The sequence below is a fragment of the Roseibium album genome (assembly GCF_965233825.1).
Lineage (GTDB): Bacteria > Pseudomonadota > Alphaproteobacteria > Rhizobiales > Stappiaceae > Roseibium > Roseibium album.
In genome coordinates this window covers 1,331,607-1,347,500 of record NZ_OZ247583.1, presented here as the reverse complement: position 1 = coordinate 1,347,500, position 15,894 = coordinate 1,331,607, and the positions used below count along the sequence as shown (strand labels likewise).

13 protein-coding genes (1 of these 13 cut by a window edge) are annotated in these 15,894 nt (G+C 57.0%); 6 read left to right on the top strand and 7 right to left on the bottom strand.

The genetic code is table 11. From position 1 onward, the window contains the following. The 7 genes from ACO6TI_RS06340 to ACO6TI_RS06310 form a co-directional block, all read right to left on the bottom strand. Nucleotides 1-626, bottom strand: the 5' portion of a protein-coding gene (locus ACO6TI_RS06340) for an SDR family NAD(P)-dependent oxidoreductase (RefSeq protein ID WP_055121109.1). Its footprint begins 130 nt before the window's first position; only the first 626 of its 756 coding nucleotides appear in the window; it begins with the start codon at nucleotides 624-626; the stop codon falls past the left edge of the window. 20 nt (nucleotides 627-646) lie between these two features. Further along, nucleotides 647-1,531, bottom strand: coding sequence for a dihydropteroate synthase (locus ACO6TI_RS06335; protein WP_055121108.1), 885 nt, complete (start codon nucleotides 1,529-1,531; stop codon nucleotides 647-649). An 82-nt stretch (nucleotides 1,532-1,613) separates the two neighbouring features. Next, entirely contained in the window at nucleotides 1,614-2,015 is a 402-nt protein-coding gene (locus ACO6TI_RS06330; protein ID WP_422384558.1) for a dihydroneopterin aldolase, read from the bottom strand. 98 nt (nucleotides 2,016-2,113) lie between these two features. Then, nucleotides 2,114-3,286, bottom strand: a complete 1,173-nt coding sequence (gene uxuA, locus ACO6TI_RS06325; RefSeq protein ID WP_422384557.1) for a mannonate dehydratase — start codon at nucleotides 3,284-3,286, stop codon at nucleotides 2,114-2,116. A 26-nt stretch (nucleotides 3,287-3,312) separates the two neighbouring features. Beyond that, complete coding sequence (locus ACO6TI_RS06320) at nucleotides 3,313-4,053, bottom strand: FCD domain-containing protein (protein WP_055121105.1); 741 nt, start codon at nucleotides 4,051-4,053, stop codon at nucleotides 3,313-3,315. After that, entirely contained in the window at nucleotides 4,050-5,867 is a 1,818-nt protein-coding gene (locus ACO6TI_RS06315; RefSeq protein ID WP_422384556.1) for a glycoside hydrolase family 2 protein, read from the bottom strand. Before ACO6TI_RS06315 ends, ACO6TI_RS06320 begins: the two co-directional genes overlap by 4 nt. A 27-nt stretch (nucleotides 5,868-5,894) precedes the next feature. Further along, on the bottom strand, nucleotides 5,895-6,878 hold the full coding sequence (locus ACO6TI_RS06310; RefSeq protein WP_422384555.1) for a TRAP transporter substrate-binding protein: 984 nt from the start codon (nucleotides 6,876-6,878) through the stop codon (nucleotides 5,895-5,897). A 239-nt stretch (nucleotides 6,879-7,117) separates the two neighbouring features. Here ACO6TI_RS06310 and ACO6TI_RS06305 point away from each other — a divergent pair, with 239 nt between their 5' ends. The 6 genes from ACO6TI_RS06305 to ACO6TI_RS06280 all read left to right on the top strand — a co-directional run bounded on the left by ACO6TI_RS06305 (nucleotide 7,118) and on the right by ACO6TI_RS06280 (nucleotide 15,596). Then, a complete protein-coding gene (locus tag ACO6TI_RS06305) occupies nucleotides 7,118-7,642 on the top strand; it encodes a TRAP transporter small permease (protein WP_104704819.1) in 525 nt (174 codons plus the stop codon). A gap of 20 nt (nucleotides 7,643-7,662) precedes the next feature. Next, entirely contained in the window at nucleotides 7,663-8,964 is a 1,302-nt protein-coding gene (locus ACO6TI_RS06300) for a TRAP transporter large permease (RefSeq protein ID WP_055121101.1), read from the top strand. 8 nt (nucleotides 8,965-8,972) lie between these two features. Continuing rightward, on the top strand, nucleotides 8,973-11,360 hold the full coding sequence (locus ACO6TI_RS06295) for a TIM-barrel domain-containing protein (RefSeq protein WP_422384554.1): 2,388 nt from the start codon (nucleotides 8,973-8,975) through the stop codon (nucleotides 11,358-11,360). A 4-nt stretch (nucleotides 11,361-11,364) separates the two neighbouring features. Then, on the top strand, nucleotides 11,365-12,807 hold the full coding sequence (locus tag ACO6TI_RS06290) for a mannitol dehydrogenase family protein (protein ID WP_422384553.1): 1,443 nt from the start codon (nucleotides 11,365-11,367) through the stop codon (nucleotides 12,805-12,807). Nucleotides 12,808-12,823: 16 nt separating this feature from the next. Then, a complete protein-coding gene (gene uxaC, locus ACO6TI_RS06285) occupies nucleotides 12,824-14,230 on the top strand; it encodes a glucuronate isomerase (protein ID WP_422384552.1) in 1,407 nt (468 codons plus the stop codon). A gap of 118 nt (nucleotides 14,231-14,348) precedes the next feature. Next, a complete protein-coding gene (locus ACO6TI_RS06280; protein WP_422384551.1) occupies nucleotides 14,349-15,596 on the top strand; it encodes an MHYT domain-containing protein in 1,248 nt (415 codons plus the stop codon). Nucleotides 15,597-15,894 lie beyond the last annotated feature (298 nt).

Genomic DNA, 15,894 nt, shown 5'->3' with positions numbered 1-15,894 from the left:
GGCCCGAGGGGTGTCAGGTTCTGCCGGCTGTCAAAGTTCTCCTGCGTCTGGTCACTCGGAAGTATGAGCCCCGGTGCGATGGCGTTGACACGGATCTTCTTCGCCCCAAGCTCAAAGGCCGCGAGCCGGGTCGCCCCTTCCAACGCAAACTTGCCACAGAAATAACTGAACCTTTCAGGTGATGCCGACAGCATCTGAGTGTCCAGCATGTTCACGATCGACCCGGTTTCGGGCAACGGATCCTGATTGGCAAAGGCCTGCATCAGAAAGACCGGAGCCGCCGCATTCACGTTCATCAGGAATTGCCAGCTTTCATGGGTCAGGTCGTGAAGGCTGTCCGTATTGAAAGCAGACGCAGAATTGACGAGGACCGAAACCGGGCCGCCAAGTGCGGCGGCAGTTTCGGCAATCAGTTCGCCTGCAAGTTCGGGCCGGCTCAAATCCTTCTGCAGCAGAACTGCCTGACCACCAGAAGCGCGGATCTCATCATGAAGTTCCTGAGCGCCACCAACCGACGAATTGAAATGAAGTCCGATCGCGTATCCCTTGTCGGCAAGACCCTTGGCAATGGCCTTGCCGAGGCGCTTTCCCGCTCCTGTTACCAACGCAATGTGATTTGATGCCATAGTCGTTCCCCCAGTTTGTGTCAGGCAAAATCCTGCAGGTTCAATACCGGCTGCACCCTTGAAACTTCATGACTGCGCACAAGATTGGCCTTCGACAACACCGCAAGCGTCGCAGCACTGGTCTGCGCAACACGTACCTCGTCGCGAAACAGGTAAACCGCTCCAGTCAGCTGCACCGTCACCGGCCAGCCAAGGGCACGCAACCGGAAAGACTGCAGAATGCTGTCTGTCTGATAGCGGATTCTGTCCGGGCCATCGGGCAAATGCAATGCAAACCCAAAACCCGGGTCCACCCAGAGACGCTCCACGCCCGCATCGGTCGCTATGCCGATCCGCTCCCTGAAGAAAGTCAGCTGATGATCAAAAATGTCTTCCGCCGGTGGCAGGTAGTCGCCGGACCTTGCATTTTCTCCCGGTGTATAACAGAGAACGACACCTGCCTGATGAGAAGCTATGGCTTCATAGAAAGCCGGGTCATCGACACGGCCGGTCAGATTGACAACACCTGCACCTGCTTCCAGCAGCGCCACGCCGACCTCGGGGTGATAGGTTTCGACCGAAACCAGAATGTTCTCCTCTGCGAGAGCCGTAACCACCGGGCGCATCCGGTCTATCTGCCGCTCGATGGATACGATGTCGGCCGTATCGCCTGTCGACTCGGCCCCGATATCGACCATTGCCGCACCTTCAAGCGTCATCCGCCGCCCTCGATAAAGCGCCGCTTCAAACGTGTGACAGACGGTTTCACGATAGGTGCTGTCTGCCGAAAGGTTCAGGACACCCATCTGGTAGGTTCTGTCTTCGAACCTGCGGCCGAATTTCGGAAAATCGAATGTTCTGACGGGGGTTTCGAGAGCGTCGCGATACTTGAGCCAGAGCGGCAGAATGCGATCAGCAGAAATCATGAAGGCAGGTCTCCGGATGGTTCGGCTTTGGTTTCAAAAGCCCGGGGTCACAAAGGAAGGGTGCTTTGCAATGCAAGTCAATTCAAGCCTTCTTGCGCGTGACCCGAATGCCTACCCCGCCGGCGTCTTCGAAAATATCGGGTTTGGTCACCTTGACCGTGACACGTGAGGCGAGCGGATTTGACAGCACAAACTCTGCAATGGCTTCAGCCCATTCTTCCACGAGCTCGACATGCCCGCCACGCTGCGCCTTGTCCTGTATAAAAGTGACCGTGTCCGCATAAGAAACATAAGTTCCGCTGTCCTGCACGACACGCCTGTAACCGGCTACTGTCTCGATGTCGACATCGAACCGGACCGCCTGACTGCGCCCCTTCTCGCTATCAAGTACGCCGATTTCTGCCGGCACCAGCAGATTTTCGATCAGGACCACATCCGGACCGTCTTCAACGAGGCCGATCGACTTCACCGGGCTTTCAGTCATCAAACTTCCTGTCCTTCGGAACATGCTTCAGGTTTCAGGACATGGATGTAGCCGGTAGCGGGCGCAGGTCAAGTCACCTGTCGCAACCGGTCGTCTCGTCAAGAGCGCAGGTTGTCAATGGAATCCACCGCACAGATCACGCCGCGCAGTTCCGCCAGACCCTTGAGCCGTCCAATTGCCGGATAGCCAGGTGTGGAGGCTCCGCTCAGATCGTTCAGGATCCGATGCCCGTGATCCGGCCGCATGGGAATGCGTTTTCCGGATCCTGCTTCCATCCGGCGCAGCGCCCGGATGATTGCAACCATATCAATGTCACCGCCAAGATGAGCGTCTTCGTAAAAGCTGCGCGGATCGTCCTCCCGGCGAGTTGCCCGCAGATGGGCGAAGTGAATACGATCGCCCATGGCCTCGACGATCGCGGGGAGGTCGTTGTCCGGGTGCACACCGAGCGAACCGGTGCACAAGGTAAATCCATTTGCCGGGGAAGCATTCATCGACGCTATTCGCTCCAGATCCGAAAGCGTACTGGCAATGCGCGGCAGTCCGAACAGGGGGCGCGGCGGGTCGTCAGGATGGAGCGCAAGGACGACACCGGCATCCTCGACTGCTGGAATGACCGTCTCCAGAAAATTCCGAAGATGCTGAAAGTGTTGTTCGCGTCCGATGTCCCGATAGGCGGCAAGCCGGTCCCTGAAGGCATCTAGTGTGTAACTTTCTTCTGATCCGGGGAGACCTGCAATGATATTGGCAGTCAACCGGTCCCGGTCCTCATGCGAACAGGCGGCAAGGTAGGATTGGGCTGCGGCAATATCGCCGCTGCTGTAGTCAACTTCGGCGCCATCCCTTTCCAGGATGAAAAGGTCGAAGGCCGCATAGGCGGCGAATTCAAACCGCAAGGCGGTGGCGCCACCCTCCAGACCGTAGTCGAGATCGGTGCGCGTCCAATCCAGGACCGGCATGAAGTTGTAGCAAATGGTCGTGATGCCCTGCCGGGCAAGAGCGTTTGCGGTTTCCGCCCAATTCCGTGCCCAGCGTTCCCAGCCAGGCGCACCGGTCTTGATGTCCTCATGAACCGGAATGCTCTCGGCGACCTGCCAGGTCAGACCCGCATCCTCGATCATCTGCCGACGCGCCGCGATTTCTTCCTCCGGCCAGAAAGTTCCGTTCGGGATTTCGTGCAACGCAGTCACGATGCCGGTTGCACCGGTCTGACGAACGTCATTCAGAGAAATCGGATCGTGCGGTCCGAACCAGCGCCAGCTTTCGATCATCGCCTTATTCTTTCTATTCGTGTTCTTTAAGGTGACGCGACCGTGGGCGTATAGAGATACCCGTCAAATTCCGGATCTCCGACATCGGAGAGTTCAAGAAGGGTCAAGCGCACATTTTCAAGATGCTGCCACATGGCAAGCCGGGCCTGTTCCGCATTGCGATGACGCAAGGCCTCCAGAATGGCGGCATGGTCGTCCAGCCAACTTGTCCGGTAACTCAGGTCGAAAATCCGGTCGTGCAGCCTTGCCCACATGGGGCTGTTTTCCCGTTTCTTCCAAAGCTCCTCGACATGATCGACGAGAACGCTGTTCTGGGTGGCCTCCGCGATCCGAAGATGGAATTGCCGGTCGGCGAAATAGTCCTCTTCGCCGTTTTCGATCGCCCTGCGTTCTAGTTCGAGCGTCTCCCGAAGTTTTATGATGTCACTTTTGGTAATGGTTGACGCGGCAAAACCCGCAATACTGCTTTCCAGCAGCTGCCGAGCCTGCAGCAGTTCAAAGGGACCGAAGTCGGACTTCTGGATGTTCAGCGAAATTTTTTCACCGGCTGCGACATAGCTGCCCGAGCCTTTGCGCACGTCGAGATATCCCTCGATCTCGAGCATGATGAAGGCTTCGCGCACAAGGGAACGGCTGATGCCCATTTCAAGGGAAATCTGCCTTTCCGTCGGAAACTTGTCACCGGGCCGGTACCCTTCCTCCGCGATCCGCCGTGCCAGGGATTCGGCAATTTCCTGATATCGGCGTTTTGAACCATCGCTGGTCATGAAGCCTTCCTTGCACTCTTCGCGTCCGCAGCAATCTTCCGATAGTAATCCGCCAGAATATGGAACGCTTTTTTCTTCGTCTTTTTGTCGGCCGCAATCAGCCCCTTGTGATTATACCCATTTTGAAAGATGTTTTGGCGCCGTTCCACTCGGAAATCATAAAGTATCCACGGCGACATGCCCTTGACGTAGTCCAGTTCCCGCAAGGTAGCGATCTGCCTGCGATAGACTTCGGCCATGTAGTCCTCGCTGAAGAGGCCGTTTTCCGGACCTTTGACGCCAATCACGCCATCAGCGCCGGTCTCGGAAATCACGACCGGCCGGTCCGGGTCAGAATTCCGGCCGATCTCCGCAAGGTCATCGAAATTCTCCTCGTACCAGCCGTAGTATTCATTGAGGCCGATGATATCGATATGCTCTGCGAGCCGATCCTCAATGCAGTTGTTTGCGTGATTGACGAGACAGGCAGCCGATGTCAGGCGGGTCGGATCGAGTTGAACAGCCCTTTCGGCCAGTCCCCTCATGAATTCGAGCCTGGCGTCCGTATCCGGGTTTTCGTTGCCAACCGACCAGATGATGACGCTTGCGCGGTTCCTGTCCCGCTTGATCAGCTCCATCAACTGGTTCTCCGCGTCCCGATAGGTAGCGGGATTGGCAAAGTCGATCGCCCAGTAGACCGGGATCTCTTCCCACAGGAGAAATCCGAGCTCATCGGCCAGTTCCGCCGCGCGCTCGTGATGCGGATAGTGGGCCAGGCGCAGGTAATTGCAGCCAAGTTCCCCGGCATGTTCGAAGCGCCGGCGCAGATCTTCGTCGGTCGTCACCTTGCCCAGGTCGGCATCGTCCTCATGCACCGAGATTCCGCGCAAGAACAAAGGTTCACCATTTAGCAGGATCTCGGTGCCCCGACGCTCGATCTGGCGAAAACCAACGCGATCTGCGACCTTATCCTCACCGAATGACAGGACCGCCTCGTAAAGCATCGGATCATCCGGGCTCCAAAGTCGCGGGCGCGCGGAGATTTCGATGCTGCCCTTGCCGTCCTCGACGGGAATTGTGCAGTCAATGTCGAGATCCGGGATCGACAGTCGTGCGACACCCGACCTGGTGCCACAAGTGGCTATCTCGGCACGAAGGCTGGAATAGGTACCGTCGGGCACAAGAAACAGGAAGAAGTCCCTGATCAGATCTCTTGGAGTTTCAAAGTATCGGACGTCTCGATAAACGCCGCCGTAATTGAACCAGTCGGTATTGCGCATAGGCACCCTGTCCAGGGTACGGGTATTGTTGACACAGGCCATTATCCAGTTCCGGCCCGGGCGCAACTTGCCGGTCAGTTCAACGCAAAACGGCGTTGACGCACCGTAGTGATTGCCCAGAAATTCGCCGTTCAGGAAAATCTTGCAGTCATAACTCGCAGCTCCGAAATGCAGGAACTGGCGCCTTGTTTCGTCAATGTCTTCAATATCGAGCGTGCGCGTATACCAGGCGCTGCCTTCAAAAAAATACCATTTGTCCTTGAGCATGGCCCAATTGGAGGGAACCGGAACGGTCTCGCCCATGTAGGGGTCGTAATCCCAGGGTTCGCAGCGCTTCTCCGGTGCTTCCGGCAGCATGGAAAACCATTTCTGCCGGAGGCCGGTGTCCAGTAGATCAACGCAAAAATTCCAGTCGCCGTTGAGACTTTCAGATGCCCGCCCGCCCATGAAGATCAGGCCGTCGTGATTCAAGGACTGTGTGTTGAAAGGAACATCATAGTCTTCATCATGAAGCGCCTGCAGCGCATTGTCGGCGAGTTTCGAGCGTTCGAGCATCTATCCTGTCTCCAGCCTGGACCTTGCTTATTGCGGTGCGCTTGCCTTGATGCGGTCGATCAGGTCCGAAACGACAGCAGATTTCTCGGCCGCCTCCTGGTGCATCGGCAGGACAGCCTCGATAAACGGTCCCTTTTCAACTTCGATAAACTTTACACCGAGTTCGGTCTTCGCTGTTTCAACAGCAGCAGCGCTCATGGCATCCCACTGTTCGCGGTGGAAATCCATCGATTCGCGCGCGGCCTTGGTCAGTGCCTGCTTGTGCTCGTCGGACAACTCGTTCCAGGTCTTGGAAGATATCATGACAACCGAAGGGATCATGGTATGGCCATCATTTGAATAAACCTTTGAAACCTCGCCGTGACGCGCCGACGTCAGCGCCATCGGATTGTTTTCTGCACCATCCACGACACCCTGCTGCAGGGCGCTATAGAGTTCGCCCCATGCGATTGGCGTCGGGTTGCCGCCAAGAAGCTCCACCATGCGGATCGCGGACGGGCTTGGCTGAACGCGGATCTTCATTCCTTTCAGGTCTGCCGGCGAATGGATTTCCTTGTTGGCATAGAAAGACCGCGCACCTTCGATGTAAAAGGCAATTCCGACAAAACCCTTGTCTGCGGATGCCGCCAGAATGTCTGAGCCGATATCTCCGCTCAAAACATCATAGTAATGGTCGGCATCCACGAAGATATAGGGCAGGTTGAGTGCGCCGTAGGATTCCTCGAAGGCTTCGAGTTCGGAGGCATTGGAGCGGGCCATGTCGAGGGAACCGTTCTGCATGAGTTCCATGGATTCACGCTGGGTACCGAGCTGCGCATTGGCGTAGATACGGATCTTCAAATCGCCGCCGGTCGCTTCTTCAAGCTTCTCCGCCATGTGCTCCATGGATTTGTGCAGCGGATGATCTTCCGGGTTGTTGTGATTGAGACGCAGGGTCTTGGCGTTGGCAACCGAACCCATTGCGACAGCACCTGCGGCCAGAACGGCCGCGAGCTTTACAAACTTCATCATGATTTCCTCCCAATGCAGCCTGGCCGAAACTCTCCGCCCTGACTTGAACGGGATGCCGGCTGCGGTTTTCGCGGCAGTGACTGCCACGGATGGCAAATTGTTCGTCCAATTTCGCAAATCAGTCAACCTTTTTTACGAAATTGGTTGACCAGTTTGAGTTGATAGCGCATTTCTAGTGCTGCCGTGCCCCGCTACCATCTGCTCAAAATGGTATTGCAGGCCGGATTGGGAGGACAATCGTGAACACCATTACCAAAGGCGTGGATCTCGTGCTGCGCCTTGTCATCACCTTCGCATTTGCCGTTTTGGTCGCCTGCGTCATCTGGCAGGTATTCTCGCGTTACGTTCTGGAAAGTCCCAGCACCGTCACGGACGAAATGGCCCGGTTCCTGTTCATCTGGGTTGCGCTTCTCGGCGGAGCCTACACGCTCGGACAACGGAGGCATCTTGCCATCGACCTGCTTCCGCAAGTCACGAGTGGCAACCTCCGGCTCACGGTCAACGCGGCGATCATCTTGGCTATCGCCACATTCGCCGCGCTGGTGATGATCTATGGCGGCGTGGACCTGGTGAACCGGACGCTTTCGACCGGACAGGTCTCACCTGCGCTCAGGCTGCCCATGGGGCTCGTCTATATCGCGATCCCGTTTTCCGGAATCTGCATTCTCTACTACTGCCTGACCTTTCTGGCCGACCTCTTTCGGAGCGGACGAGGACCGAATGATCAGGAAGGTACACCGAAGGCCGGCGGCCCGCTGGACTAGAACGGGAACAAGGGAACAAAATGGATATTCAGTCTGTCCTCGTCCTGTTCGGGACATTTGCACTGCTCATGATGCTGGGCGTTCCGATTGCCTTTTCGATCGGTCTTTCGGCCTTTGCAACCTTCCTGCTGTTCATGTCTTTCGATCAGTCGGTCTATATCGTCGCCCAGCAGGTCGCGTCGGGTCTCGACAGTTTCACGCTGCTTGCGATCCCGTTTTTCATTCTTGCCGGTAACATCATGAACCGGGGCGGTATTGCGATGCGCCTGATCGAATTCGCAAAGGTGATCGGTGGCCGGCTGCCGGGCGCACTGGCACACTGCAACGTCATCGCAAACATGATGTTCGGCTCGATTTCAGGTTCTGCGGTCGCCTCCGCCGCCGCCGTTGGTGGCGTCATGGCTCCCTTGCAGAAAAAGGAAGGATACGATCCGGCCTACAGCGCCGCCGTCAACATCGCTTCCTGCCCGACAGGCCTTCTGATCCCGCCAAGCTCCACTTTTATCGTCTATTCCCTGATCACCAACGGCACGTCCGTCGCCGCTCTGTTCGTTGCCGGATACATTCCCGGTCTCTTGATGGGGCTCAGCCTGATGGTGGTTGCCGGCATCATTGCAAAGCGGCGCGGATATCCGGTTGCAGAACGTCCGAGCGGTGTGGAAGTCGTCAGAAAGGCAGCTGACGCAATGTTACCGCTCGGCCTCATCGTCATCGTCATGGGAGGCATTGTCTGGGGTGTTTTCACAGCCACGGAAGCCTCCGCGGTCGCTGTTGTCTACACGCTCTTCCTGGCCGTGGTCTGGTACAGAGAGATCACATGGAGAGAATTGCCGAGCATCATTCTGGACAGTGCGGTGACGACGTCCATCGTGCTTTTGATGATCGGGTGTTCGATAGCCATGTCCAAGGCCATGGCGTTTGCCGATATCCCCTATTCGATCTCCGACGCATTGCTGAAGTTATCCGAAAACCCGATCGTTCTTCTGCTGATCATCAACATCGCGCTGCTCGTGGTCGGCACCTTCATGGACATGACCCCGGCGCTCCTGATCTTCACGCCGATATTCCTGCCGGTGGTCGAGGATCTTGGCATGGATCCGGTTCATTTCGGAGTGGTCATGACGTTCAATCTGTGTATCGGTATCTGTACGCCTCCGGTCGGATCGGCCCTGTTCGTAGGATGCTCGGTCGGAGGAGTGAAGATTGGGCAGGTGATCAAACCGATGATCGGCTTCTACGCCGTCCTGGTTTCATTGCTTCTGGTGATCACATATTTTCCCGCGCTCAGCCTGTTCCTGCCGCGCGTTCTACTCGGCTACTAGGACGGACCATGAAATCTCTCAAGAGATGGCAATTTGCCGAGCGTACGGATAGCAGCTTCACCCTGCTCGTCGAAGAGAGACACAGGTTCACCGTGACCGTGCTCGAACAGGATCTGGTGCGGGTCACGCTCCTGAAAGACGGAACATACAGGCTGAACCGGACCTGGGCGATCGCACCGGATCAGGACGTCCCTTTCGAAGGACGCGTGCGGACAGACACCAGCGGATTTTCCTGCCCGGAGTTTCAACTCGAGACAGATGAAAACGATCTCGTTCTGGAAACGGAATGCCTGCGCCTGACAATTGGCCGACCACTTTGCCTTACATGGGAAGCACGCGCCAACGCTGACAGCGCCTGGCAGGAGATCGCCCGCGATCGTCCCCAGGATGCCTACATGATCGGGCGGAAGGATCATCGCAACCAGCATTTCCTTTGCCGAGACCCGGGCGAATTCCACTATGGTCTCGGCGAAAAATCGGGGCCGCTCGAACGCTCGGGGCGCCGCTTTGAAATGCGGAATCTCGACGCACTAGGCTACGACGCAAGAACCACCGATCCGCTCTACAAGCACGTGCCTTTCACGATCACGGACAAGGGTGAACCTGGTGCCTTTGGCCTTTACTACGACACGCTGGCGACCTGCTGGTTCGATCTCGGCAACGAAAAAGACAACTATCATCCGCCATTCAGAGCCTTTCGCGCAGCTGACGGTGATCTCGACTATTATTTCAGCTGGGCGCCAACCGTACTTGATGTCGTCAAGCGCCATCACTGGCTGACCGGTGGCACCGCCTTCATGCCGCGATGGGGGCTCGGCTACTCCGGGTCAACGATGTCTTACACGGATTCGGAAAACGCGCAGGAGCGGGTGCAGTCGTTTCTGGACAAGCTCAGGGAAGAAGATATCCCCTGCGACAGTTTTCAATTGTCTTCCGGATACACCGCGATCGAAGGAAGGCGCTATGTCTTCAACTGGAACGCGGACCGTTTCCCTGATGTCGAAGCCCTGACCTCTGCCTACGCGGAGGCGGGGATCCACCTGATCGCCAACATCAAACCGGTTCTGCTGGACGATCACCCGCTCTACGGGGAAGCGGTGTCGAAGGGCCTTTTCATTCGTGACAGCGAGAGTGGCGCACCGGAACAGTCTCCTTTCTGGGACGGAACCGGTTCGCATCTGGACTTCACCAATCCGGAGACTGTTGCCTGGTGGCAGGCCAATGTGACCAGTAAGCTGTTGGCAAGGGGCATCAAAAGCACCTGGAATGACAACAACGAGTACGAGGTTTGGGATGATGACGCCGTCTGCGCAGGTTTCGGTGAGCCCATTCCAGTCAGCCTCGTCCGGCCGCTGCATAGCCAACTGATGACCAGGGCTTCCTGCGAGGCACAGAAGCAAGATCAACCGGGTCAGCGGCCGTACCTGATTTCCCGCTGTGCGGCCCCCGGAACGCAGCGCTATGCCCAGACGTGGACAGGCGACAATTTCACAAGCTGGGACACCTTGCGCTGGAACATTCCGATGGGGCTCGGCCTCAGCCTGTCAGGCTTCTACAACATCGGTCACGATGTCGGTGGCTTTGCAGGACCACGGCCCGAACCGGAGCTGTTCCTGCGCTGGGTGCAGAACGGAATTTTTCATCCGCGTTTCACGATCCATTCCTGGAATGACGATGGAACGGCCAACGAAGCGTGGATGTACCCGGATCTCACGCCGCTCGTGCGAGAGGCACTCGCGTTCAGGGCAATGCTGCTGCCATACCTCTATACGTCATTGTATCTGGCAGTCAGCGAAGGCGAACCGATCCTGCGACCGTTGTTTCTTGATCACCCGAACGACCCGAACTGCCGCGAAACGGAATTCGACTTTCTGGTCGGCAAGGACCTGCTTGTTGCGACAGTTGTCGAAAGGGGAGCACGGGTCCGCCAGGTCACGCTGCCGGCCAATGACGATGGTTGGTGGTCCTTCGACGGGCGCCGCTGGTATCCCGGCGGCCAAAGGATTGACGTTCCCGTCGAGCTGCACACGATCCCGCTCTTCGTTCGTGGCGGCGCCGTCATTCCGATGGCAGTAGCCAACCCACGTGCTGACGCGCAGTCAGACAGGACGCGTTCCTGGCGGATTTACCCGCAGCCGGAAGGTCATGGGTTGCGCCATTCACTTGCCTATGATGACGATGGTGTCTCGGAAGATGCGATCCATCAAAGGCACTCTCTCACCCGGTTTACGCTCTTCAGACAAAATGGCAGGGTTCACTTGAACTGGCAACGCTCAGGCAGTTGGAACCCGGCCTTTACCGATATTCAGCTTTGGCTTGCAGGAGACGAGAATCTAGTCGTCAATGATGCGCTGCAGGCCTCCGGTGATTCCATTTCCCTTGACCAGAAGCAATAATGCCATGTCCGATCCGACTTCCCAGATACAAAAAATTCCCTACGACCGTTCGATGCTGAGACCCAGGATCCTTCACATCGGATTCGGAGCCTTCGCCAAGGCGCATGTCATGGTCTACCACGACGAAGCGCTAAGGCTTGATCCGACCGATTGGGGCGTTGTCGCCGCACGACTCAATTCCGGAGCGGATGAACTCACGCTGCTCGATCAGGCTGGCGGCGTGTTCACGGTCGGCGAGATGTCGGATGACGACATCATGCTTCGCGAAATCGGTTCCGTCATCAGGACACTCCATCCCAAGCGGGACGGGACTTCCGCCCTGCTTGCGCAGATCGCGGACCCGGACATGAGGGTGATTACCCTGACGATTACCGAAAAAGGGTATTGCCTTGCCAAGGGCCGCCTGGATCTGAACAACCCGGGTGTCGAACGGGACCTTGCCGCTTCCGGTGATCCCGCAACGGCGATAGGCATCATTGCCAGGGGACTTCACCTGAGGAAGACCGCCGGTCTGGCTGGGCTAACGGTGCTTTCGTGTGACAACCTTCCCTCCAATGGTCGTCTTTGCCGGCAGGCAATTCTGGATTTCGCCGACCGTCTCGATCCGGAACTGGCCGCTTGGGTGGATGCAGAGTGCCGCTTCCCCAGTTCCATGGTCGACCGCATCACACCCGCCATGACCGATCAGTCGCAGCAGAAGCTTGAGACCGCGCTCGGCCGGCCGGACCCGAACGGTATTCTCTGCGAACCGTTTCGCCAGTGGGTCATCGAAGACAGCTTTGCCGGAGACCGACCGGCGTGGAACCTTGCCGGAGCACAATTCGTTGCTGAAGTCGCTCCCTTCGAGGAGATGAAACTTCGGCTGCTCAACGGAACACATTCCTTCCTTGCGTATCTTGGCGCGCTTGCAGGCAAGGAAACAATTTCGGACTGCATGGCAGACCCGGTCTTTCAGACCGCAGCGAAAAGACTCATGCTGGAGGAGCAGGCGCCCACGCTGGACGTTCCGGCCGGGATCGATGTTTGCAGTTATGCCGATGCGTTGATCGAACGGTTTTCCAACACGGCCCTTCGCCACAAGACGACGCAGATTGCCTCGGACGGCAGTCAGAAACTGCCCCAACGACTGCTTGCCCCTATCCGGCAACATCTCGCGGCAAATCGCGCCTGGCCGCTTGCGGCATTGGCCGTTGCCGGGTGGATGCACTATTGTCGCGGAAAGTCGGAAACCGGAGAATTCCTGCCGGTCAATGATCCGCTCGCAGCCAGAATCGCGGAATTTGCTACACAGTCCGATGGTCCTGAATATGTTAGCAACATGCTGACGCTGACGGCGGTCTTCGAAACCGAGGTGGTCGGAAGCCAGGACTTCACGAGCCGGATTCACGCTGCATACGCGCAACTTGAAACGGACGGGGTCGTCAAGTCACTTTCCACCTTGAGCTAGCAATCAGGACGTTTTCATGGCCGCCCCCTTTCTCGGACCGGATTTTCTCCTTGACACGCCAGCGAGCCGCCGCCTCTACCACGAGGTCGCATCAACGCTGCCAATCGTCGACTTCCACAATCACCTGGATCCGTCAGCAATAGCGGAAGATCGCAACTGGGACTCAATCGGCGAAATCTGGTTGGAGGGTGACCACTACAAATGGCGCGCCATGCGCTGGAACGGAATTCCGGAAAGTCTGGTGACCGGATCGGCTCCATTCCGCGAGAAATTCAACGCCTTTGCCGAAACAATTCCACATTGCCTTGGAAATCCGCTCTATCACTGGACCCATCTGGAATTGCGTCGCTACTTCGGTTGGGAGGGTGTTTTTGGGCCTGAGACCGCAGATGAGGTCTGGGAACTCGCCAACGACAAGCTTGCGAACCGCAGCCATAGCGCACGCAGCCTGCTTCGCAGCATGAATGTGAGTTACGTCGGGACAACAGACGACCCGTGTGATGACCTTTCCTTTCATGCAAGCGCACAAAACGACACCGACCTGACGTTCAAAATGGCTCCGAGCTTTCGGCCCGACAAAACCCTGGTCCCGTCCGATGCCGGTTTTGCCGCGTATTGCCGCCGGCTCGAAATCGCTTCCGATCATGCAATAAGTCGCTTCGACGATCTCATAGAGGCATTGCTCAAGCGCCTTGACCACTTCATAACCCTCGGCTGCAAGGCAAGCGATCATGCCTTGAACGAAATCCGGCCGTTCTCGATTCGCGCTCGCAGTGATCTTGATGCCATCTTGAAACGCGGGATGGAGAGTGGGCCGATCTCCGTTCAGGATGAGGCCGATTTCAAGGCGGCTGTCCTGATCGAACTTGGGCAGGCGTACCGGGCGCGGAACATCGTGATGCAGTTTCACATTGCGGCCTCCCGGAACAACAACAGCAAGCTCCTTGGAAGCCTTGGACCCGATACCGGTGGCGATTCCATCTCCGATGAAGCCGTTGGCGGTCCGTTGAATGCGCTTCTGGATCAGATCAATCGAGACAAGGGGCTCCCAAGGACCATTCTCTATTGCCTCAATCCGGCCTTGAATGAAGTTCTCGTGACAACCGCAGGCAACTTTCAGGATGGCTCCGAGCCCGGGAAGATCCAGTCAGGTCCGGCCTGGTGGTTCAATGACCAGCTGGAAGGCATGGAACGCCATCTCACGCAGGTTGCCCAAATGGGGTTGCTGTCGCGGTTTGTCGGAATGCTGACGGATTCCAGATCATTTCTGTCCTTTCCCCGTCACGAATACTACAGACGCCTGGTCTGCCGGATCGTGGGCCGCTGGATCGAAGATGGCAGCGTTCCCGATCAACCGGAACTGACGGACGGCCTGATCCGGCGCATCTGTTTTGAAAATGCACGGGACTGGTTTTTGCCTTAGCCGCAAAGCGATAACGATTGCGGGACACGATTGCTGCTGTCCTTTCTTTGCCTTATCATCGGTTTTCGAGAGCCTGTTCGAGAGGCGAAAGCAGGCGAAGAGGGAGGAGAGCCTCGGCATGACAGTGACGCACGAGCCCTGGCTCGTCGCGCTTTCCCTGGTTATGGCCTTTCAGGGAAGCTTTGTTGGCCTGAGTCTGGCGGTACAGGTCAGAAACGCGGCCGACCCAAGGCGCCGCCTGCTTCTGGTCGGCGCAGCGCTTACGCTTGCTCTTGCCATCTGGTCCATGCATTTCGTCGGCATGCTTGCCGTCAAGTTTCCGCTGGGTGTCGATTTTCTGGTCCTGCCGACACTGTTGTCCTTTCTCGTCTGTGTACTGGTTGTCGGAGTTGCCGTTTTCACAGCCAGCAACCGACGCCTGACATCCGTCCGCCTCGGTCTTGCAGCCTTCGTCATGGGGGCCGGCATCTGCACGATGCACTATCTCGGCATGTACTCGCTGCATAAATCTCTGCAAATGGTACACAATCCGACTTATGTTCTGGCAAGTTTCCTGATCGCCTTCAATGCGGCCGGCCTTGCGCTCTGGCTGCTGTTTGGGCTCGGCAAACGTCCGCCGATCGTGATATCGGCTGCCGTGATGGCGCTGGCAATTTCGGCAATGCATTACACCGCGATGTCCGGAATGACCTACGAATTGACCCAAACGGCGGGTGGTTTGTCAGCGCCATCGCTCGGCCCCGGAACACTGGCGATATTCGTCTCCTGTGTCGCCTTCCTCGTTTCCGGTCTGTTTTTGCTTGCGCTCGTTCCGGCGGAGAATGCCTCGACCGCGGAGGCAAACGGCGCCGATGCTGAAGTTGACCTGGAATTCGAAACGGTTCCGAACACACACCAGCCCAATCACAAGCCGACCGAAGAAGCAATCAAGCGAGCTGCGACAGGTCTGCAGGCTGCAGCTTCATCCCCCAGGAAACCTTCGACCGCATCAAAACGGACCCTGCCAATTGAGCGCGATGGACAGAAGACGCAGATCGGCATTTCGGATGTAGCCGCCATTCATGCTGATGCGCACTACACCAAGCTGTATGACGGGCAGCGAGAGTATTTCTGTCCGCTGTCGATCAGCGAAGCCGAACAGTTGCTTGATTCCAAGGTCTTCAAACGGGTTCACCGCAGCCACATCGTCAATCTGTCACGGGTCACCAGCTTCAAGCGTTCCGGTGATGGCGGCGTCCTCATTCTCGAAGGCACCGAAGCCCAATCCGTTCCGGTCAGCCGTTCCAGATGGGGCCGGATTCGCAATAGACTGACTGCGTTGGCAGACAAGCCTGAACAGCAAGGGCAGCCGGCTGCCGCACAATGACAACGCCCAATCAAACACCCCAAAAGCTTAGTGTGCGATGCAACAATGCGTTGATCTTGTCGCCATTCGTGCAAATTGCACGAATGGCGATCAATTGAATTCAGATCCAATTCCATTCGAATTCAATTCCAATTCTCTCATCACTATCAGTGTCTAACCATTGAATTCCGCGAATAGTACCGTCGCAATTCATGAAAAACGTCAGCGTGTCTGACGCTTTTCATGTTCGATTTTCAGCGATCGATGTATTCCAGGATGCGATCGGTGCATGTGTGCTTGAGTGTGCAGCGCACCCCTC

Bases quoted from the DNA above. Each gene is read 5' to 3' on its own strand.
- ACO6TI_RS06280 (WP_422384551.1), top strand. From the start codon at position 14,349: ATGACAGTGACGCACGAGCCCTGGCTCGTCGCGCTTTCCCTGGTTATG.
- uxuA (WP_422384557.1), bottom strand. From the start codon at position 3,286: ATGATCGAAAGCTGGCGCTGGTTCGGACCGCACGATCCGATTTCTCTG.
- ACO6TI_RS06290 (WP_422384553.1), top strand. From the start codon at position 11,365: ATGTCCGATCCGACTTCCCAGATACAAAAAATTCCCTACGACCGTTCG.
- ACO6TI_RS06320 (WP_055121105.1), bottom strand. From the start codon at position 4,053: ATGACCAGCGATGGTTCAAAACGCCGATATCAGGAAATTGCCGAATCC.
- uxaC (WP_422384552.1), top strand. From the start codon at position 12,824: ATGGCCGCCCCCTTTCTCGGACCGGATTTTCTCCTTGACACGCCAGCG.
- ACO6TI_RS06315 (WP_422384556.1), bottom strand. From the start codon at position 5,867: ATGCTCGAACGCTCGAAACTCGCCGACAATGCGCTGCAGGCGCTTCAT.
- ACO6TI_RS06295 (WP_422384554.1), top strand. From the start codon at position 8,973: ATGAAATCTCTCAAGAGATGGCAATTTGCCGAGCGTACGGATAGCAGC.
- ACO6TI_RS06335 (WP_055121108.1), bottom strand. From the start codon at position 1,531: ATGATTTCTGCTGATCGCATTCTGCCGCTCTGGCTCAAGTATCGCGAC.
- ACO6TI_RS06300 (WP_055121101.1), top strand. From the start codon at position 7,663: ATGGATATTCAGTCTGTCCTCGTCCTGTTCGGGACATTTGCACTGCTC.
- ACO6TI_RS06330 (WP_422384558.1), bottom strand. From the start codon at position 2,015: ATGACTGAAAGCCCGGTGAAGTCGATCGGCCTCGTTGAAGACGGTCCG.
- ACO6TI_RS06310 (WP_422384555.1), bottom strand. From the start codon at position 6,878: ATGATGAAGTTTGTAAAGCTCGCGGCCGTTCTGGCCGCAGGTGCTGTC.